Origin of the sequence: Hydrogenophaga sedimenti (genome assembly GCF_051857515.1) — a bacterium.
Taxonomy (GTDB): domain Bacteria; phylum Pseudomonadota; class Gammaproteobacteria; order Burkholderiales; family Burkholderiaceae_C; genus Hydrogenophaga.
Genome location: NZ_JBPZHA010000002.1, coordinates 298776 through 316582 on the forward strand (window position 1 = coordinate 298776; position 17807 = coordinate 316582).

Annotated in this window: 18 protein-coding genes; 8 read left to right on the forward strand and 10 right to left on the reverse strand. The window is 68.4% G+C overall.

The features are described from left to right. Nucleotides 1–8: 8 nt before the first annotated feature. The 4 genes from ACS5NL_RS04085 to ACS5NL_RS04100 all read right to left on the reverse strand — a co-directional run bounded on the left by ACS5NL_RS04085 (nucleotide 9) and on the right by ACS5NL_RS04100 (nucleotide 3549). The gene (locus ACS5NL_RS04085) at nucleotides 9–1016 is read right to left on the reverse strand and encodes an ankyrin repeat domain-containing protein (RefSeq protein ID WP_439352363.1); all 1008 of its coding nucleotides are present in this window, start codon (nucleotides 1014–1016) and stop codon (nucleotides 9–11) included. Then, nucleotides 1013–1588 (reverse strand): RNA polymerase sigma factor, encoded by a 576-nt coding sequence (locus tag ACS5NL_RS04090; RefSeq protein ID WP_439352365.1) that lies wholly within the window; start codon nucleotides 1586–1588, stop codon nucleotides 1013–1015. Before ACS5NL_RS04090 ends, ACS5NL_RS04085 begins: the two co-directional genes overlap by 4 nt. A 29-nt stretch (nucleotides 1589–1617) precedes the next feature. Beyond that, nucleotides 1618–2511 carry a hypothetical protein gene (locus ACS5NL_RS04095; protein WP_439352366.1) on the reverse strand — a complete coding sequence of 298 codons (894 nt, stop codon included), beginning with the start codon at nucleotides 2509–2511 and terminating at the stop codon, nucleotides 1618–1620. Between the two features lie 105 nt (nucleotides 2512–2616). Then, a complete protein-coding gene (locus ACS5NL_RS04100; RefSeq protein ID WP_439352367.1) occupies nucleotides 2617–3549 on the reverse strand; it encodes a LysR family transcriptional regulator in 933 nt (310 codons plus the stop codon). A gap of 227 nt (nucleotides 3550–3776) precedes the next feature. Between ACS5NL_RS04100 and ACS5NL_RS04105 the strand changes: the two genes are divergently transcribed. The 4 genes from ACS5NL_RS04105 (at nucleotide 3777) to ACS5NL_RS04120 (ending at nucleotide 6302) form a co-directional block, all read left to right on the forward strand. Then, a complete protein-coding gene (locus ACS5NL_RS04105) occupies nucleotides 3777–4394 on the forward strand; it encodes a DUF4148 domain-containing protein (protein WP_439352368.1) in 618 nt (205 codons plus the stop codon). Between the two features lie 58 nt (nucleotides 4395–4452). Beyond that, nucleotides 4453–4836, forward strand: a complete 384-nt coding sequence (locus ACS5NL_RS04110) for a cupin domain-containing protein (RefSeq protein WP_439352369.1) — start codon at nucleotides 4453–4455, stop codon at nucleotides 4834–4836. Between the two features lie 70 nt (nucleotides 4837–4906). Beyond that, a complete protein-coding gene (locus tag ACS5NL_RS04115) occupies nucleotides 4907–5176 on the forward strand; it encodes a MoaD/ThiS family protein (RefSeq protein WP_439352370.1) in 270 nt (89 codons plus the stop codon). A 31-nt stretch (nucleotides 5177–5207) separates the two neighbouring features. Further along, nucleotides 5208–6302, forward strand: coding sequence for a WD40/YVTN/BNR-like repeat-containing protein (locus ACS5NL_RS04120; protein ID WP_439352371.1), 1095 nt, complete (start codon nucleotides 5208–5210; stop codon nucleotides 6300–6302). A gap of 76 nt (nucleotides 6303–6378) precedes the next feature. Here the strand turns inward: ACS5NL_RS04120 and ACS5NL_RS04125 are convergent, their stop codons facing one another. From ACS5NL_RS04125 to ACS5NL_RS04150, 6 genes are all read right to left on the reverse strand, one after another. Continuing rightward, the gene (locus tag ACS5NL_RS04125) at nucleotides 6379–7416 is read right to left on the reverse strand and encodes an endonuclease/exonuclease/phosphatase family protein (protein WP_439352372.1); all 1038 of its coding nucleotides are present in this window, start codon (nucleotides 7414–7416) and stop codon (nucleotides 6379–6381) included. A 76-nt stretch (nucleotides 7417–7492) separates the two neighbouring features. Continuing rightward, on the reverse strand, nucleotides 7493–7840 hold the full coding sequence (locus ACS5NL_RS04130; protein ID WP_439352373.1) for a hypothetical protein: 348 nt from the start codon (nucleotides 7838–7840) through the stop codon (nucleotides 7493–7495). A 76-nt stretch (nucleotides 7841–7916) separates the two neighbouring features. Beyond that, a complete protein-coding gene (locus ACS5NL_RS04135) occupies nucleotides 7917–9335 on the reverse strand; it encodes a sensor histidine kinase (protein ID WP_439352374.1) in 1419 nt (472 codons plus the stop codon). Then, complete coding sequence (locus ACS5NL_RS04140) at nucleotides 9332–9994, reverse strand: response regulator transcription factor (RefSeq protein ID WP_439352375.1); 663 nt, start codon at nucleotides 9992–9994, stop codon at nucleotides 9332–9334. The genes ACS5NL_RS04135 and ACS5NL_RS04140 overlap by 4 nt, the downstream gene beginning before the upstream one ends. Nucleotides 9995–10074: 80 nt before the next feature. Continuing rightward, a complete protein-coding gene (locus ACS5NL_RS04145) occupies nucleotides 10075–10338 on the reverse strand; it encodes a hypothetical protein (RefSeq protein WP_439352376.1) in 264 nt (87 codons plus the stop codon). Nucleotides 10339–10472: 134 nt separating this feature from the next. Continuing rightward, entirely contained in the window at nucleotides 10473–12248 is a 1776-nt protein-coding gene (locus ACS5NL_RS04150) for a DEAD/DEAH box helicase (protein WP_439352377.1), read from the reverse strand. 327 nt (nucleotides 12249–12575) lie between these two features. Between ACS5NL_RS04150 and ACS5NL_RS04155 the strand changes: the two genes are divergently transcribed. From ACS5NL_RS04155 to ACS5NL_RS04170, 4 genes are all read left to right on the forward strand, one after another. Continuing rightward, a complete protein-coding gene (locus ACS5NL_RS04155; protein WP_439352378.1) occupies nucleotides 12576–14759 on the forward strand; it encodes a DUF1631 family protein in 2184 nt (727 codons plus the stop codon). Between the two features lie 24 nt (nucleotides 14760–14783). Further along, nucleotides 14784–15338 (forward strand): hypothetical protein, encoded by a 555-nt coding sequence (locus ACS5NL_RS04160; RefSeq protein ID WP_439352379.1) that lies wholly within the window; start codon nucleotides 14784–14786, stop codon nucleotides 15336–15338. A gap of 53 nt (nucleotides 15339–15391) precedes the next feature. After that, nucleotides 15392–17053, forward strand: a complete 1662-nt coding sequence (gene ettA, locus ACS5NL_RS04165; RefSeq protein ID WP_439352380.1) for an energy-dependent translational throttle protein EttA — start codon at nucleotides 15392–15394, stop codon at nucleotides 17051–17053. A 137-nt stretch (nucleotides 17054–17190) separates the two neighbouring features. Continuing rightward, nucleotides 17191–17739 carry a DUF1415 domain-containing protein gene (locus ACS5NL_RS04170; protein WP_439352381.1) on the forward strand — a complete coding sequence of 183 codons (549 nt, stop codon included), beginning with the start codon at nucleotides 17191–17193 and terminating at the stop codon, nucleotides 17737–17739. The last annotated feature ends 68 nt before the right edge of the window (nucleotides 17740–17807 follow it).

Here is a 17807-nt window from a genome sequence, read left to right on the forward strand (position 1 = left end):
CCGCGAACTCAGCGCAACAGCGGCAGCAGTTCCCGGTGACCGGCGCGCTCCGCGTGGTCGGCGGCGGTCAGCCCTTGCGGGTCGCGCAGGCTGCGGTCCGCGCCGGCATCCACGAGCAGCCGCACGATGGCGCCATCGCCCCGGTCCGCCGCCAGCATCAGTGGCGTGTGATCTTTCGCGTCCCGCTGGTTCGGGTTGGCGCCCCGGGCGAGCCACTGGCGCACCGCGGCGGCGTCGCCCGCCGTGACGGCGGCGTGCAGCGGGTACGCCGGAGGCGCGGCCACGGCGTCGGCGGCGCTGTTCTCCCTGCGTTCGCGGGCCAGGCCCGGCGCAGGACTGCGTGCCACAGCGCCCGCACCGCTTCCTTCGGCCAACGCGGCGGCGGGCGGCGGTGCCAGGGCTGTTGCCGGTGCCGGTGATGCAGGGGCCATGGCCTCCGGAGCCTGTGTCGCCTTGGGCATGGGCGCTGGTTTTGCGGCGGCCATCGGTGCGGGGGGCACCACCGGTGCAGCGGGCGCAGGTGGAGCAGGTGGAGCAGGAGGCACGAGAGCGACTTCGGGTTCCTGAGCCGGCGCCATCTTGGATGCGCTGCGGGTGCTGTCCACCGCGGCAGGCTTTGCGGCGGAGCGCGCGGGCGCTGGCACCACGGGCGGCGTGACCGCAGGCGCTTCGGGTGCTGCGGGGGCCGATGCGGTGGGTGCAGGGCGCTGCGCCGCTGTGCCGAACGCCGCTTCCTTTTCCTCCGGCCTGCTGCGGTCGAACTGCAGCACCAGCAAACCGACCAGACCGACCACCGCCAGGCTGCCCAAAGCCCGCCATGTCCAGGCGCTGTCATTGGCGGCAGGTCGTGTATCTGGCTGCGCCGTGTCGGCGCGAGAGGCGGCGGCCGCCCGCGCATGCGCCAGCACGTTCTCGCGCAGCGCCGGACCGGGCCTGGCCGCGTCCAGCGCGTTGGCTTCGCGGTAGCGCTCCAGCAGTGGGTCCTGCGGCATGTCGTCGGGGTGATCGCGGCTCATGCGTGGGCCTCCAGGGTCTCGCGCAGACGGGCGCGGGCGTAGCGCAGGCGGCTCTTGGCGGTTTCCTGGCTCACGCCGGTGGCCTGCGCGATCTCGGCCAGGCTCATGCCCGCTTCCGCCTGCAGCAGGAAGGCTTCGCGCTGCACGGTGGGCAGGGCTGCGAGCGCGTCGAGCAGCGCCTGCGCCAGCTCGCGCGAGTTGAGTTGACGTTCGGGGCCGAAGCCCGATTCGGCGGCCAGCATGTCGGCCAGCGCCGCGCCGTCTTCCGACTCGGCGTCCAGGCTGGCGTGTGCCTTGTGTGTGCGCCAGTGGTCGACCACGCGGTGGTGGGCCATGGTGAACAGCCAGGTGCGGAACTTCGCCCGCGCCTCGTACTGTGGCGCCTGCCGCACCACGGCAAACCAGACTTCCTGCACCAGATCGTCGGCCAGCGCCGCGTTCTGCACGCTGCGCTGCACGAAGCGCCACACCGGCAGGGCGTGGCGGTCGTACAGGGTTTCGAAGGCGTGCGTGTCCCCGCCGGCGTAGGCGTGCATGAGTTGCTCGTCGGTGGGGGCGTCGGCCGCGGACATGCGGCGATTATGAAAGGCCCGCGCGCTGCTCAGTACGGGTCGGGCACATAGCGTTGAGAGCGCGAACCGGGGAAGGCTTGCGGCCACGTGGGTGCGGCATCGGGCGGCAACACGCCCATCGCGATCAGGTTCTCGCGGCTGTCGTAGCGGATGCGAATGACTTCGTCGGGGTTCTGGCTGCGGCGCTCGAAACTGGTGTGGCCCACGCGGTCCGTCTCACGTTCGCCGTGGCCCGTGCCCAGCCGGGGGGCGGCGGCGGGGGCCGGGCGGCGCACCATGTCCGAGGCGTCGGCGGGAGCACTCTTGGCGCTGCCGGCGGCAGACGCAAACGATTCGTTGGCTGCCGCCGGGGACGCGGGAGCGGCGCTGCGCTCCAGCTGGTCGCGCTCCATCTCGCTGAGTTCCCGGCGCTCGCGCCAGGAAGGTCGCACCGGTGCGGGCGGCGTGGCGCTCACGGGCGGCGCTTCTTTTTCGCGGAACACCGCGACACCGATGACGCCGACGTTGGCCGGGCGGCCTGTGCGTGCTGCGTACGACGAGGGCAGGGCGGTGAAGTGGAAGGCGGCGACCTCGGCATCGGTCTTGCGCCAGCCCGTGATGTCGTACTGCTGCCAGGGGCTGAGCACATAGCCGGTCTGGCCCCACGCGGCGGTTTCGCCCGACACCACGTTCACGCCGTCGACCGACACCACGCCCATCACGCGGCCCGGTGCGGCATTGCGCACCGACACGGCGTAACGCGCGCCCGGGCGCCCGGCGACCCAGTATTCGCCGCGGTGCCGGACCACCGGCAGGGTCCCGCCGCTGTCGCGGTCGACGATCTGGATGTCGGCCAGGCGGCCGACGGCCTGGGCCGGCAGCGAGCCCATCAGGGCGAGGGCCGCCAGAGCGGGCAGGGTGAGGCGACGCAGGGTGGTGTTCATGAGGACTCCTGAAAAAAGGGATGGAGCCCACTGAAACGAACCAGAGCGCCGGCCGGGGTTAAACCGGCGCAAAAATGTTCAACCGGCTGCGGGGCGCCGCCGGCTTCAGCACATGTTGCAGGTGGCCAGCGCCCGCGCCACGCGTTCGCGCGTCTGTTCGCTCAGGTGGTCGAGAAACACCTGGGTGCGCTGGGGCAGGAACTTGCGGCTGGGCAGGGCGGCATACAGCGTGAAGCGGCCGGTGATCCAGGGCGCCAGCACGCGCACCAGTGCGCCGCTGGCCAGGTGTGCGGCGGCCAGTTCGACGGTGGTGCCGGTGATGCCGGCGCCATCGAGCGCCGCCCGGATCAGCGTGTCGGTGTGGTTGGCCCAGAGCACCGGCCGCACGTCCACCAGCACCTCATCGTCGCGGTCGCTGCGGAACAGGCGCCACTGGCGGTTGCGCAGGCCCATGTCGGGCTTGATGCGCAGGCAGTCGTGCTGCAGCAGGTCCTGCGGCTCTCGGGGTGAGCCCCTGCGCGCCAGGTAGTCGGGTGAGGCCACCAGAAAGGCTTCGGTGGCGTTCACCTTGCGGGCGATCACGTTGGCATCGAAGCCCTCGTCGGCCCCCATCAGGGTGATGTCGTAGGCCTCGACCGGTGGTTCCCGGTGGCTGGCGACCTCGATGTCGAGCTGGATCTGTGGATAGCGCTGGTGGAAGCTGGCCACCAGCGGGGCCAGCACGTGTGTCGCCAGCACCGGCGGCGCCAGCACGCGCAGCGTGCCCGAGAGTTCCTTGGTCTGCGAGCTGACCAGCGAGTGGGCGTCGTCGAGGTCCTGCAGGATGTGGCGCACCCGCTCCAGGTAGGCCTCGCCCGCGTCCGTCAGCGACTGCCGGCGCGTGGTCCGCTGCAGCAGCCGGGTGCCCAGGTGCTCCTCCAGGTCGGCCACCAGCCGCGTCACCACGGCCGGCGACATGTCCAGGGCACGGGCGGCAGCGGCAAAGCCGCCTTCGTCCACCACGCGGAGAAACACACGCATCGAAGTCAGTCGGTCCATGGGGCGAGTCTGTGGGTCAACAAGCGGTGGATTATTTCTGAAATAGAAATGGACTGTCGACGATCAGGTGATTTTTCTCTTTGGTTGGAAATTTTAAAGTTCACCCATCGCAGCGACAAACGCTTCAGAAACACAGTGCAAAGAAGCGATACCGCCACGAAAAGACAGCCGGCCCACCGGTCGACACCATTGATTCCGTTGTTCACCACTTCTTGAAAGGAAGCATCATGAAAGCCAACGTCCTCTCCTCCATCGCCCTCACCGTGGCCGCCCTGTCGGCTGGCCAAGTCTTCGCCGCCGACACCGACGCACCCCTGACCCGCGAACAAGTCCGTGCCGAACTGCTCCAGGCCCAGCAAGCCGGTGACGTGATCGGCGACAACGAGTCCGGCCGCACCCTGCGCGAGATGTATCCGAACCGCTACCCGGCCGCCGCCACGGCACAGGCCAAGACCCGCGCCGAAGTCAAGGCCGAGCTGGCCACCGCCCAGCGCGAAGGCAATGTGATCGCCGACAACGAGTCCGGCCGCACCGCCCGCGAAATCAACCCCAGCGCCTACGCCGCCGCGTCCACGGCCTCGGGTCTGACCCGCGAAGAAGTGCGCGCCGAACTGCGTGCCGCCCAGCAAAACGGTGACGTGATCGGCGACAGCGAATCGGGTCGCAAGCTCAACGAGATCTACCCGAACCGCTACCCGAAGCAGACCGTGGCCCAGGCCAAGACGCGCGAACAGGTCAAGGCCGAGCTGGCCGAAGCCGTCCGCAAGGGTGACATCGTGGCCGACGGCGAGAGCGGCAAGAAGCTCAACGAGCTGTTCCCCAGCCGTTATCCGAAGGCCAACTGATCTCACGGACCGGCCCCGTCCGGTCGTCTGGTACAACCCTGAGCCTCAGGAGATGACCATGACGACCTTCAACAAGGTGGTGCTCTACACGGGCACCGACGGACGGGCGGCGTTCCGCGAGGAATCGGTGGAACTCAGCGAAGGCACGCCGGCGGCGTGCCTTTCGCCGTTGATGCCTTCGGGCGGCTACCAGTTGCGCCAGAGCCCGGTGGGCTTTCGCAGCCAGTTCCACTGCACCGGTGCGCCGCAGTGGCTGTTCGTGCTGCAGGGGCAGATGGAGATCGGACTGCAGGACGGCAGCTCGCGCACCTTCGGACCGGGCGACCACTTCTATTCCGCCGACACCCTGCCCGAAGGCGTGACCTTCGATCCGGCCGTTCATGGTCACTGGAGCCGCCAGGTCGGCGAGCTGCCACTGGTGACGCTGTTCGTCCGCGGCTGACCCCACCCGCCGAGGGGTTCCGGGCTTGCACCCGGACCGGTCTGCACAGACACTGCGGGCGGAGCCCGCCATGGTCACGGTCGAATTCGCCCCCGCCCTGCGACGTCACGTGGATTGCGAACCCCAGCAGGTGTCGCCGGGTTCGCTGCGCGATGCGCTGGAGCAGGCGCTGGAGGCCGCGCCGGCACTCGCTGCTTACGTGTTTGACGACCAGCGCGCGGTGCGCAAGCACGTGGCGGTGTTCGTCAACCGCCATCTGGTGCAGGACCGGGTGCGCCTCGACGGGCGGCTGGAGCCGGGCGACCGCGTGCTGGTCGTGCAGGCGCTCAGCGGAGGCTGAACAGGCCCCGCCACCCACACAGGAGACCGACATGCCGACGATGCTCGTGGCCAGCCGAAAAGGCCTGTTCGTGTGGGAGGGGCAGGGCACCGGCTGGCGCATCACCGCCCACCATTTCGCCGGCGAGCCGGTCACCAGCGTGCTGGCCGATGCGCGCGACGGCCACTGGTACGCCGCGCTGCGGCTGGGGCACTTCGGCGTCAAGCTGCACCGCAGCGCCGACCGCGGCCGGTCGTGGACCGAGGTGGCCGCTCCCGCCTTTCCACCCAAACCGACCGAAGGGCCGATGGCCGACGACACGACGCCCTGGACCGTCGACCTGGTGTGGTCGCTGGCGGCCGGGGGTGTTGACGAACCGGGGGTGCTCTGGGCCGGCTGCCTGCCGGCGGGCCTGTTCCGCTCGGACGACCGCGGGGCGAGCTGGTCGCTGAACCGGCCGCTTTGGGCGCAGCCGGGCCGGCGCGAATGGTTCGGTGGTGGCTACGACCACGCCGGCATCCACTCCATCCTGGTCGATCCGCGCGATGCCCGCCACATGACGTTGGGTATTTCCTGCGGCGGCGTCTGGCAGACGCGCGATGGCGGTGCCCGCTGGACCCTGACCGCGCAGGGCATGAAGGCCGACTACCTGCCGGCCGAGAGCGCCGACGACGGCAACACGCAGGACCCGCACGCCATGGTGCAGTGCCAGGCGAACCCCGACGCGCTGTGGGTGCAGCACCACTGCGGCATCTACCGCTCCACCGACGGTGGCGCGTGGAGGCAGGCGATCGCGGCACCGGCGCCTTCGGGCTTCGGCTTTGCCGTCGCCTGCGACCCCGTCAACCCGCAACGGGCCTGGTTCGTGCCGGCGCAGGCGGATGTCTGCCGGATTCCGGTGGACGGGCGTCTGGTGGTGCTGCGCACCGACGATGGTGGCCAGAGCTTCCAGGCGTTCGGCGACGGGCTGTCGCAGCACCACGCCTACCACCTGGTCTACCGGCACGCGCTGGATGTGGACACCAGCGGCCAGGTGCTGGCGATGGGCTCGACCACGGGCGGGCTCTGGGTCAGCGCCGATGCGGGCGAACACTGGCAGGAACTCTCGCGCGACCTGCCCCCGCTGTCGACCGTCCGGTTGGTTTGAATCCCCACGCTCCACCGCTGCGCGGGTCGCTGCCCCCAAGGGGCTGACCTGTCTTGGGGCGGCCCGGCGACAGGTCCTAGACCGGCTGGTCCGGCAGTCGCAGGCGCAGCAGCGCGCGCACGAAGCCGTGGTCGCTGCGGCTGCGGTCGCGGCCTTCGTTGAGGTGGTCGTTGAACACCTCGACCCGGCGCACATCGCCGATGGCGGCCCGGCTGGTGGCCACGAACTCCTCGCTGACCAGCAACTGGTCCAGCACTTCGGGGTAGCCCTGGTGGATGTGTGAATAGGCCACGTCGCGGCGCAGTGCGGCATCGCCCTGCACGTCCCAGGCACTGAACAGCGCGTTGTCGCGCGCGCCCTTGTCGTAGGCCACTTGCGAGGTCGCGGCGATCAGCTGGGTGGTCACGCTGTGCGGACCGTCGTTGAGGTCGCCCATCACGATCAGCGGCAGCCGCGTGCGGTGCAGCAGTTCGACCACCTTGAGGCGCAGCGCCAGCGCCTCGGCCGCGCGCATGAGCAGCGAGCGCAGCGAGCCCACGGCCTGGACGGCGGGATCTTCGGTGTCTTCCAGTGTCTTGCCCTGTGCGTCCTGCAGGTACTTGGGGCGCTTGGACTTCAGGTGGGCGGTGATGACGGCAATTTCCTGCCCATGCTTCATGCGCAGCGTCGCCAGCAGCGGCGGGCGCTCGAAACGGGTGTGTGGCCCCAGACCGGGCACCTGCACGATGGCTGCGGCCGGGAAGTCGGTGATCGACTGCACCGTTTCAAGCTTGAGCCGGGTCACCAGCCCGACCCGCGGCGTGCCCTGCGCACCCTGCTGTCCCGGGCCATTCTCCGCACCGGGCACAAGCACCGTGCCGTACTGCAGGCCGCTGCGAGCCACCGCCGCGCGCAGCGCCAGTTCGTCCCACACCTCCTGGACGGCCAGCACATCGGCGTTGAGCACGCGGAAGCGGTCGCCGAGCCAGTCCACCTTGCGCTCGAATTCGTTCTGGCTGTACGGATCCTGTCCGACGTAGAAGTGGCGCCCGGGCTGCGCCAGATTGAGCACATTGCAGCTGGCCATGGTGAGCGTGGCCCAGCGGGTCGTCGGAACGGGGGTGTTGGCGGTCATGGGCCGACTGTACCCAGATGCGGGCGAAAAAAAAGCGGGACAACCGTCCCGCTCTTTGCTGAGAAAACCTGAACGATCAGGACTTCTTTTCTTCAGCCTTCTTTTCTTCCATCTTGGCAGGAGCAGCTGCCTTCTTGGCCTTCTTCATCTTCTTGGCCTTCTTGGCGGGAGCAGCTTCAGCCTTCTTCTCTTCGGCCTTGGCGGCAGGAGCGGCTTCAGCCTTCTTTTCTTCGGCCTTGGCGGGGGCAGCGGCGGCGGGAGCGGCAGCCTTCTTTTCTTCAGCCTTGGCGGGAGCGGCGGCAGCGGGAGCAGCAGCGGCGGCGGGAGCAGCAGCAGCGGCCGGGGCAGCGGCGGGAGCGGGGGTGGCGGCCACGGCAGCGGCGGCGGACACGGAGGCGATCAGGGCAATCAGCAGTTTGTTCATGATGTCAAAGGAATGTAGTCAGCCCGGGGCGGGTGCCCTGAGCGGGCCGATTATGGCGGAACCCCGGGGTCGAAAATTAAGGTTTGCTTATGGTGGAGGGCGTGTCCAGCGGCAGCCGGATGCGCACGGTCAGCCCGCCACCCGGTGTTTCATCCAGCTGCAGCGAGCCGGCATGAAGACCGACGGTTTCCCGCACGATGGCCAGTCCCAGGCCGCTGCCGGTCACGTCGGTCTGGTTCAGCCGCACGAAACGCTGCAGCACCTTCTCGCGGTCCTCGCAAGCAATGCCGGGCCCGTTGTCGCACACCTCGATCGCCGCCTCCGGTCCGTCGCGGTGCAGGCTGACGTCCACGCGCGAGCCCGCCGGCGCATAACGCAGCGCGTTGTCGATCAGGTTGTCCAGCATGGCGCGCAGGGCCTGGCGGTCGCCGGACATCTCCAGGGGCTCGGTGTGGATCAGGCCCAGGTCGACATCGCGCTGGTCCGCCTGGGCCGAGAACGCGACCACGGCCTGCCGCACCAGCTTGTCCAGCGCCACCGGCTCACGGTGCGGCTCGCGCTGGTCGGGCTCCAGCCGGGCCAGTTGCAGCAGCTGGGCCGCCAGGTGGATGGCGCGTTCGATGCCGGAGTCCAGGTCGTCCAGCGCCGCCTGCCGTTCGGCATCCTGGGCGCGCCGGGCCAGCTGGGCCTGCAGCTTGATGGCGGCCAGCGGCGTGTTGAGTTCGTGGGCGGCGTCGGCCAGGAACTGGCGCTGGCCCGCCAGCAGGTGGTCCAGCCGGGCCAGCAACTGGTTCAGGGTGTTGGCCAGCGGTGCCAGTTCGTCCGGGAGGTCTTCCAGCGGCACGGCGTGCAGTTGCGAAACATCGCGTTGCCCGATCTCGCTGCGCAGGCGGTCCAGCGGGTGCAGTGCGCGCGAAACGGCTTCGTGGATCAGCACGCCCAGCAGCACCACCAGCACCGCCATCGGCAGCAGCAGCCACATCACCAGCGTCGAGAAGCCCTGGTTGCGTTCGGCGCGGCTGACGGCGACCTGGGCGGTCCGGGTTTCGCGAGGCAGGGTGAACACCCGCCAGGTGTGGTCCTGCCAGACCACCGTGTGCAATCCGGGCGGCTGCAGCGGCGGACCTTCGTCCAGCGCCGACGAATAGATCAGCTTGCCCTTGGTGCTCCAGATCTGGCTGACGAACTGGCCTTCATCGGGTTCGTCGTCGGCCGGTTCTTCGATGGTGGGCTCTTCGTCGGTCGGGCTGGCGGGTGTGGTCTCGGCACCGGTGGCGTAGCTCGGAACCGGGGCCGGCGGCTGGCGGCTGGCAGGGGCGGGAACGGGCGTCTCGTCGTGCCGCAGCACGGTGTGGGCGATCTGCTCCAGCCCGTAGTCCTGCACATCGTTGAACCCGTCCAGGGCCAGGCGGTAGGTGAGCAGACTGACCACCAGCGCCGTGATCAGCAGGGCGGAGATCTGCCAGAGCAGCAGCCGGGAACGGATCGAGCTCAAGCGACTTCCACCAGCTTGTAGCCCACGCCGCGCACGTTGCGGATCCAGGGCTCACCGAGCTTGCGCCGCAGGTGGTGCAGGTGCACCTCGATGGCGTTGCTGGAGATCTCTTCCCCCCAGCCGTAGAGCTTGCTTTCGAGCTGCTCGACCGACAGCACCGCACCGGGTTTCTGCATCAGCGCCTGCAGCAGGTCGAACTCGCGCTGCGACAGCGACAGCAGCTTGTCGCCCAGGCGCACCTCGCGCTCGATCGGACTGAGCGCCAGCCGGCCCATCTGCAGCGTGGGATTGGCCTGGCCCGGCTGGCGGCGGGCCAGCGCGTGGATGCGGGCGACCAGCTCGTCGAGATCGAAGGGTTTGGTCAGGTAGTCGTCGGCACCCTGGTTGAGGCCCGCGACGCGGTCGCGGATGGCGTCGCGCGCGGTCACCATCAGCACCGGGGTGGCCTGGCGGCGCTGGCGCATGTGTTGCAGCACCTGCAGTCCGTCGACTTCGGGCAAGCCGATGTCCAGCAGGACCACGTCGTAGACCAGCGCCTGCAACGCGGTGATGGCGTGCTGGCCGTTGCGGACCCAGTCGACCGTGAAGCCGGCCAGGGTCAATGCTTTTTCCATGCTGGTGCCCAGCATGGCATCGTCTTCAGCAAGCAGCAGTTTCATGGGCGTGCGCAACCGTCAGGATTCCCGCATTGAAACAAAAAAAGGCGGGTCGCCCCGCCTTTTTGATGAGAAGCCCGGGATCAGGACTTCTTTTCTTCCATCTTGGCAGGAGCGGCAGCCTTCTTGGCGTGCTTGGCCTTCTTGGCATGCTTGGCGTGCTTGACAGCCGCCTTCTTGGCGGGAGCGGCTTCGGCCTTCTTCTCTTCAGCCTTGGGGGCGGCGGCGGCCGGGGCAGCAGCAGCGGCGGCAGGAGCAGCAGCCGGGGCGGCGGCAGGAGCCGGCGTGGCGGCGTTGGCGGCGAAAGCGGTGGCGGAAACGATCAGGGCGGCGAGGAGCTTGTTCATGGTGAGGTTCCTTGGGTTGGTTGGGTCCAGGAGACTTTCCCCTGCGACACGTCCATTGTTCTGACCCGGACTTAGTGACGACTTAATGTCACTTACCGGTCGCTTAAGGTCCCGCAGCCGCGCCGCCCTGGTGTTCAGCGGATGCGGCCGTAGCTGGTGCGCAGCGGGTCGGCACCACCGCCGCCATTGCCTCCGCGCTGTCCACCACCACCGCCTTTGCCCTTGTTGCGGTTGCCGGTGCGCATCGAATCGATGCTGGTGCGCAGTGGATCGGGCTGGCCGCCGGGTGCGGCGACGCGGGCGCGCGGCTCGCGGATGCGCAGGCTGCCCAGGTGGGCGTTCGGGCCGGGCTGGCGCTCGGGACGGTCCTCGCCCTCATAGCGGTCCTCGCGCGGGGCGCGCGGCGGACGGTCGTTCTGGCGCGGCTGGTTGTTGCCATTGGTGTTGGCATTGGCCTGACGCGGCTGGCTGTTGCCACCACCGCTGCCACGGCGGTTGCGGTTGCGGCGGCGACCTTCGCCCTGACCCTCGGCGGGCGGCTGGCCGTCACCGGCTTCTGCAGAGCGCTGGCGCGGCGGCTGGTTGCCACCACCGTTGCCGCGTCCGCTGCCGGTGCTGCCATCGGCCTTCTTCTCGCGGATGCGGGTCATCATTTCCTGGCGCGCGGCCTTGGCGGCGGCGGCCATGACATCGCGGCTGGGCGGCTTGCCGGCGCCGCCCCAGATGGTCTGGCGACCCATGGCGATCGGCTCGGCCTTCTCGCCGGGTTCGGGCATGAACTCCTGGAAGATCTCGACCGGAATCTCCTGCTTGGTGAAGCGCTCGATGTCCATCATGAAGCCTTCTTCGTCCAGGCTCACGAGGTTGACGGCTTCACCGCTCTTGCCGGCGCGACCTGTGCGGCCGATGCGGTGCACATAGTCTTCGCAGACGTTGGGGATTTCGTAGTTCACCACGTGCGGCAGCTCGTCGATGTCGATGCCGCGGGCGGCGATGTCGGTGGCCACCAGGGCACGGATCTCGCCGCTCTTGAAGCCGGCCAGCGCCTGGGTGCGGGCGCCCTGGCTCTTGTTGCCGTGCAGCGCCATCGCTTCGATGCCGTTCTTGGTCAGGTACTCGGCGACGTTGTTGGCGCCGAACTTGGTGCGGGTGAACACCAGCACCTGGCTCCAGTTGTGCTTGTTGATGATGTGGACCAGCAGGGCCTTCTTCTTGCCGCGGCCGACCGGATGGATCACCTGGGTGATGCGCTGCACCGTGGTGTTGCGCGGCGTGACCTGGATGCTCAGCGGGTCCTTGAGCAGGTTGTTGGCCAAGTCGCGGATCTCGTCGCTGAAGGTGGCCGAGAAGAGCAGGCTCTGCTTGGTCTTGGGCAGCAGGGCCAGCACCTTCTTCACGTCGTGGATGAAGCCCATGTCCAGCATGCGGTCGGCTTCGTCGAGCACCAGGATCTGCACCTGCGAGAGGTCCAGGAAGCCCTGCTGCTGCAAGTCCAGCAGGCGGCCGGGCGTGGCCACCAGGATGTCGACGCCACGCTTCATGGCGTTGATCTGCGGGTTCATGCCGACACCGCCGAAGATCACGGTGGAGGTCAGCGAGAGGTGCTTGCCGTAGGTGCGCACCGACTCTTCGACCTGGGCCGCCAGTTCGCGGGTGGGGGTGAGCACCAGGGCGCGGACCGCGATGCCGCCGAAGCGGTTGGCGCCGCGTGTGCTTTCGGAGAGGCGCTGCAGCATGGGCAGCGTGAAGGCCGCGGTCTTGCCGGTGCCGGTCTGGGCGCCGCCAAGCAGGTCGCGCCCGGCCAGGACGGCGGGAATCGCCTCGACCTGGATGGGGGTGGGGGTTTCGTAACCGTGCTCGCGCACAGCTTGCACGATGGCCGGGGCCAGGTTCAGATCGTCAAATTTCATGGGTGAGGCGCCCGTCCAGGGCGCTGGGGCATCTGCCTGGGCGGTCACCTAGGGTGGCCGTTCAGTTGAAGGCAGACGGGGTCTACAAGATGGACCGGCGGGCTCGAGAATCGGGTCGACGGGCCTCCAGCGGGGGTGCTGGTGTTGCGAGCCACTGATACTGCGCAACAGCCCATATTGTCGCACGTCTTGCATTTCGACCGTCCGGCGCACTGGCCGGGTCGCTTCGGATGCCTTGCTTTCATAATGGGGTGCGCATGGTGAACCGCCCTCGACCAGCGGCGCCGCGCGACCCAGGCAAGGCCCGAAACCTGTCCGAGAGCCCGAATGACAACCCCGAAAATGATCCGCGCCGGCGTGGCCAACGACACGAGCCGGCTCAAGCCCACGCTGCAGCATTGCCTGGAGGCGGCCCTGTCGATTGCCGACAGCATGGTCGACGAGATGCTCGAAAAGGTGGCGATGATCGTCGACCCGGACCGGCTGACGCCGCTGCCGATGGAGCTGGAGGCGATTGACCAGGATCTGATCCTGCATCTGCTGGACGAGTCCGATGTCATCAAGGCGGCCTGGCAGCACCACCTGCGGCGGTTCTTTTTCCATGGCGAGGGGCGCGACCCGGAGACGCCGTCGATCGTGCGGTTCGACGACCTTCGCCTGATGGACGACCAGCACATCGACGCCAGCATCGAGTTCTCGATGGTCGAGCAGGCGCTGACCAAGTCGACGTCCGACCTGCTGCCGCGGCTGAACGCGCTGGTGAGCAGCCTGATGGGCTGGATGACCGTGCAGCCGGACCTCAACCCCCTCAAACCCTCGGCTTACGCGCGCGCGCTGCGCGCCGTGATGGTCGAGCAGGTCGACGACACCGAACAGCGCAAGGCCCTGTTCGTGCCGCTGGCCGGCATTCTCGGCGACAGCCTGCGCACGGTGTATCGCGAGCTGATCCAGTGGCTGCTGGCGCATGGCGTGGAGCCGATCGAGAGCGCGTCCCAGATCGCTCCCGCGGACGGCGCGCCGCGCAACGCGGTCGGCCGCACCCTGCTGACGCTGGGCCGGCTGCGCCAGCTGCTGGCGGGTGACCTGAATGCGCCGCCGCAGGGCGGGCCGGCCTACCTGCACACCGTGCCGGCATCGCTGACCGCGATCGAAGACATGGACATGATCGAGCCGCTGCTGGCGCGTCTGCGCCAGCGTGCCGCGCCCGATCCGGCGAAGGCCAATGTGGTCGAGCTGCCGGTGGTTTCCGGGCAGAGCCTGGGGCGTTTGCTGGGCCAGGAGGTGGTGCGCCTGATGCTGGACAACCTGACGCAGGACGAGCGCCTGCTGCCCGCGATCCGGCAGCAGCTCGGCCTGCTCGAACCGGCGCTGGCCCTCCTGTCCCAGAACGATCCGCGCTTTTTCAGCGACCGGCAGCACCCGGCGCGCCAGCTGCTGGAGAGCGTCACCCAGCGCAGCCTGGCCTTCACGAGCCAGGATGAGGACGGCTTTTCCGACCTGCTGCAATCGGTCCGTGGTGCGGTGCGTTCGCTGGCGCGCGTGCCCGCCACCGAAGAGGTGTTCGCACGGCTGCACAAGCGGCTGCGCCGGCGCTGGGAAGAGGACGATGCGCGCAAGAACCAGCGCCGTGCCGAGGCCGCCCGGGCGCTGATGCACGCCGAGCAACGCCAGCTGCAGGCGGAACGGCTGGCGCAGGAGTTCCAGCAGCGCATGCAGGACAAGGAGGTGCCCGAATTCGTGCAGCGCTTCCTGACCGGCCCCTGGGCCCAGGCACTGGCGGAATACCAGCTGTCGGCGGTCGTGCCCGGTGACGACACGGAGGCGCTGGAGACGGTGGCCGACGACCTGCTCTGGAGCGTGCAGCCGACGCTGATCCGCCGCGACGTCGATCGTCTGGCGCGGCTGGTGCCCCGCCTGCTGTCGCAGATACGCGCCGGCCTGCAGCGCATCGACTACCCGCTGGAGGCGACGGGGCAGTTCTTCGATGCCCTGGTGTCGCTGCACGAAAAGGCCTTCGACACGCCGACGCTGACCGCGGTGGATGCGGTTGTTGCCGAACCGGCCGCGGCCGAAGTCACGGTCGCGGAAGCCGGCGGGACCGAGGGTCCGGCGGCGCCGGAAGAGACGTTCTGGATGGCGGGCAAGGAGGCCGAAGACGCGGGTTTCGTCGATGCCGACACCGGACCGATGTCGCTCGATGGCCTGACCGTGATCGAGATGGAGCTGTCGACCGGCGCCTGGGTCGATCTGAAGGTGCAGGGCGAATGGGTCCGGGCCCAGCTCACCTGGACCAGCCCGCGCGGCGGTCTGTTCATGTTCATTTCCGCCAGCGGCCTGGCCCATTCCATGACCCGCCGCACCTTCGACCGGCTGCTCGGCGCCGACTCGCTGCGCATCGTCTCGCGCGGCGGTGTGGTCGAGGGCGCGCTGGACGCTGTGGCCCAGCAGGCCCTGCGCAACACCCAGGAGGGTGACGGCGGCGATGCGTCGCCTTTTGATTCACCGCCCTGACGCACCCGACAAGGACTTTCCCGCGTGACCACCACCTTCGGCTACCACCCTTCACAAGACCGCGTCTGGATGCGGGTGCACGAGCAGGACATCACCATCTGGCTGACCCGGCGCATGGTGCGCAACATCGTCGGCCCCATGCTGCGGGTGTTCGAGGCCTCGACGCCCGGGCAGCAGGGGGGTGCTGCGCCGCGGGCGCGGGCCTCGATCGAACACCACCTGTCGCTGCACGAGGTGGCGCCGGGGCAGAAGCCGGCCCAGATCCGGGCCGGCCACGAGCAGCCCAGCGAGGAGTCCGATCCGCAGGAGCGCCTGTGCACCCAGATCACGACGCAGGCGACCGCCCAGACCGTGACCCTGAACTTCGAGACCAGCGCGGGTCCGCTGTCGCTGCGCCTGAGCCGCCAGGGCATGCACCTCTGGTACCGGGGGCTGGCGATGGTGATCAAACAGGCCCAGTGGGACCTCAGCGAGGCCATGCCCGAGTGGCTGCAGGCCGGCATGACGCCGCCTGCGGTGCAGGCGCTCATCGACAAGCCCTTGCCGCCCGAACCCGAGGAACCGCCCCCCGGGCGATAATCGTCGACTTTCCTTTTTGCCCCGTTTCCCCGGACAACCGCGATCCCACAGCCATGGCCCAATACGTCTTTTCCATGAACCGAGTCACCAAGACCGTGCCGCCCAAGCGGCAGATCTTGAAGGACGTCTCCATCAGCTTCTTCCCTGGCGCCAAGATCGGCGTGCTGGGGCTGAACGGCTCGGGCAAGTCTACGCTGCTCAAGATCATGGCCGGCATCGACAAGGAAATCGAGGGCGAAGCCATCGCCATGCCGGGCATCCAGATCGGCTACCTGCCGCAGGAACCGCAGCTCAACCCCGACCAGACCGTGCGCCAGGCGGTGGAAGAGGGCATCGGCGGAGCGCTCAAGGCCAAGGCCCGTCTGGAAGAGGTGTACGCCGCCTACGCCGAAGAAGACGCCGACTTCGACGCCCTGGCCGCCGAGCAGGCCGAACTCGAAGCCATCATCGCCGCCAGCGGTTCCGAGAACTCCGACCTGCAGCTGGAACTGGCCGCCGACGCGCTGAACCTGCCGCCCTGGGACGCCACCATCAAGAACCTGTCCGGTGGTGAAAAGCGCCGCGTGGCCCTGTGCCGCCTGCTGCTCTCGCGCCCCGACATGCTGCTGCTCGACGAACCGACCAACCACTTGGACGCCGAATCGGTCGAGTGGCTGGAGCACTTCCTGCAGCGTTTCCCCGGCACCGTGGTGGCCATCACCCACGATCGCTACTTCCTGGACAACGCGGCCGAGTGGATTCTCGAACTTGACCGCGGCCACGGCATTCCGTGGAAGGGCAACTACTCCGACTGGCTGGACCAGAAGGAACGACGCCTGGAGACCGAGCAGAAGTCCGAAGACGCCCGCACCAAGGCGATGAAGGAAGAGCTCAAGTGGGTGCGCTCCAACGCCAAGGGCCGCCAGGCCAAGAGCAAGGCGCGTCTGGCCCGCTTCGAGGAACTGAGCGACGTCGAATACCAGAAGCGCAACGAGACCAACGAAATCTTCATTCCGGTGGCCGAGCGCCTGGGCAACCAGGTGATCGAGTTCAAGGGCGTGAGCAAGTCCTTCGGCGACCGCGTGCTGATCGACAACCTGAGCTTCTCGGTGCCCCCGGGCGCCATCGTCGGCATCATCGGCCCCAACGGCGCCGGCAAGTCGACGCTGTTCCGCATGATCCAGGGCGTGGAGACGCCGGACTCGGGCGATGTGACCATTGGCCAGACCGCCAAGCTGGCCTTCGTGGACCAGAGCCGCGAGAGCCTGGACGGCAGCAAGACCGTGTGGCAGGACGTCTCGGGCGGGCTGGACAACATCACCGTGGGCAAATTCGTCATGCCCTCGCGCGCCTACATCGGCCGTTTCAACTTCAAGGGCAACGACCAGCAGAAGCTGGTGGGCAACCTCTCGGGCGGTGAGCGCGGCCGCCTGCACCTGGCCAAGACCCTGGCCCAGGGCGGCAACGTGCTGATGCTCGACGAACCCTCGAACGACCTGGACGTCGAAACCCTGCGCGCGCTGGAAGAGGCGCTGCTGGAGTTCGCCGGCTCGGCGATGGTGATCTCGCACGACCGCTGGTTCCTCGACCGCATCTGCACCCACATCCTGGCCTGCGAAGGCAACTCGCAGTGGTACTTCTTCGACGGCAACTTCACCGAGTACGAAGCCGACAAGAAGAAGCGCCTGGGCGAAGAAGGCGCACGTCCGAAAAGAGCCCGTTTCAAAAGCATTTGACGCCCCCTGCGCAGGACTGTCCCACCCCTGCGCCGGCCCGATGCTCGGGCCTTCACCCCCTCAAGGGGGCAGTGCCTGCGGGCCGGGAAACCCGGACCCGCGGCACTCTGGACCAACTTCCCTTCTTTCTCTGTATCATGGAACTCTCTGACGACACCGTCTTGGCCGACACCCGCCGCTGGATCGAGAAGGCGGTGATCGGGTTGAACCTGTGCCCGTTCGCGCGTTCGGTGTACGTGAAGAACCAGGTGCGCATCGTGGTCAGCCGCGCGCGGCACCTGGACGCGTTCCTGGACGAACTCGACCGCGAGCTGGACCTGCTGGTGAATACGCCGGCCGAAGAGATCGACACGACCCTGCTGGTGCACCCCACGCTGTTTCCCGACTTCGAGGTCTTCAACGACTTCATGAATGTGGTCGACGACGTGGTGGTCGAGCACGAGCTCGAAGGCATCGTGCAGGTGGCCAACTTCCATCCGCAGTTCCTGTTCGAGGGCGAGGCGGAAAACGACCCCAGCCACTTCACCAACCGCGCCCCGTACCCCACGCTGCACCTGCTGCGCGAGGACAGCGTGGAGCGTGCCATCGCATCGGACGCGGGCGACGCCGAGAAGATCGTCGAGCGCAACATCACCACCTTGCGCGAGCTGGGCGCCGAAGGCTGGAAGGCCTTGCTGAAGCCCTGAACTGGGCGTTTTTCCGGGGCTGATCCGGGCTTTGTGCCCGGGCCGGGTGCACACAATCGTCGGACATC

Excerpts from the sequence above, each read along its gene's own strand:
- ACS5NL_RS04085 (WP_439352363.1), bottom strand. The coding sequence starts at position 1,016 with ATGAGCCGCGATCACCCCGACGACATGCCGCAGGACCCACTGCTGGAG.
- ACS5NL_RS04090 (WP_439352365.1), bottom strand. The coding sequence starts at position 1,588 with ATGTCCGCGGCCGACGCCCCCACCGACGAGCAACTCATGCACGCCTAC.
- ACS5NL_RS04095 (WP_439352366.1), bottom strand. The coding sequence starts at position 2,511 with ATGAACACCACCCTGCGTCGCCTCACCCTGCCCGCTCTGGCGGCCCTC.
- ACS5NL_RS04100 (WP_439352367.1), bottom strand. The coding sequence starts at position 3,549 with ATGGACCGACTGACTTCGATGCGTGTGTTTCTCCGCGTGGTGGACGAA.
- ACS5NL_RS04105 (WP_439352368.1), top strand. The coding sequence starts at position 3,777 with ATGAAAGCCAACGTCCTCTCCTCCATCGCCCTCACCGTGGCCGCCCTG.
- ACS5NL_RS04110 (WP_439352369.1), top strand. The coding sequence starts at position 4,453 with ATGACGACCTTCAACAAGGTGGTGCTCTACACGGGCACCGACGGACGG.
- ACS5NL_RS04115 (WP_439352370.1), top strand. The coding sequence starts at position 4,907 with ATGGTCACGGTCGAATTCGCCCCCGCCCTGCGACGTCACGTGGATTGC.
- ACS5NL_RS04120 (WP_439352371.1), top strand. The coding sequence starts at position 5,208 with ATGCCGACGATGCTCGTGGCCAGCCGAAAAGGCCTGTTCGTGTGGGAG.
- ACS5NL_RS04125 (WP_439352372.1), bottom strand. The coding sequence starts at position 7,416 with ATGACCGCCAACACCCCCGTTCCGACGACCCGCTGGGCCACGCTCACC.
- ACS5NL_RS04130 (WP_439352373.1), bottom strand. The coding sequence starts at position 7,840 with ATGAACAAACTGCTGATTGCCCTGATCGCCTCCGTGTCCGCCGCCGCT.
- ACS5NL_RS04140 (WP_439352375.1), bottom strand. The coding sequence starts at position 9,994 with ATGAAACTGCTGCTTGCTGAAGACGATGCCATGCTGGGCACCAGCATG.
- ACS5NL_RS04145 (WP_439352376.1), bottom strand. The coding sequence starts at position 10,338 with ATGAACAAGCTCCTCGCCGCCCTGATCGTTTCCGCCACCGCTTTCGCC.
- ACS5NL_RS04150 (WP_439352377.1), bottom strand. The coding sequence starts at position 12,248 with ATGAAATTTGACGATCTGAACCTGGCCCCGGCCATCGTGCAAGCTGTG.
- ACS5NL_RS04155 (WP_439352378.1), top strand. The coding sequence starts at position 12,576 with ATGACAACCCCGAAAATGATCCGCGCCGGCGTGGCCAACGACACGAGC.
- ettA (WP_439352380.1), top strand. The coding sequence starts at position 15,392 with ATGGCCCAATACGTCTTTTCCATGAACCGAGTCACCAAGACCGTGCCG.
- ACS5NL_RS04170 (WP_439352381.1), top strand. The coding sequence starts at position 17,191 with ATGGAACTCTCTGACGACACCGTCTTGGCCGACACCCGCCGCTGGATC.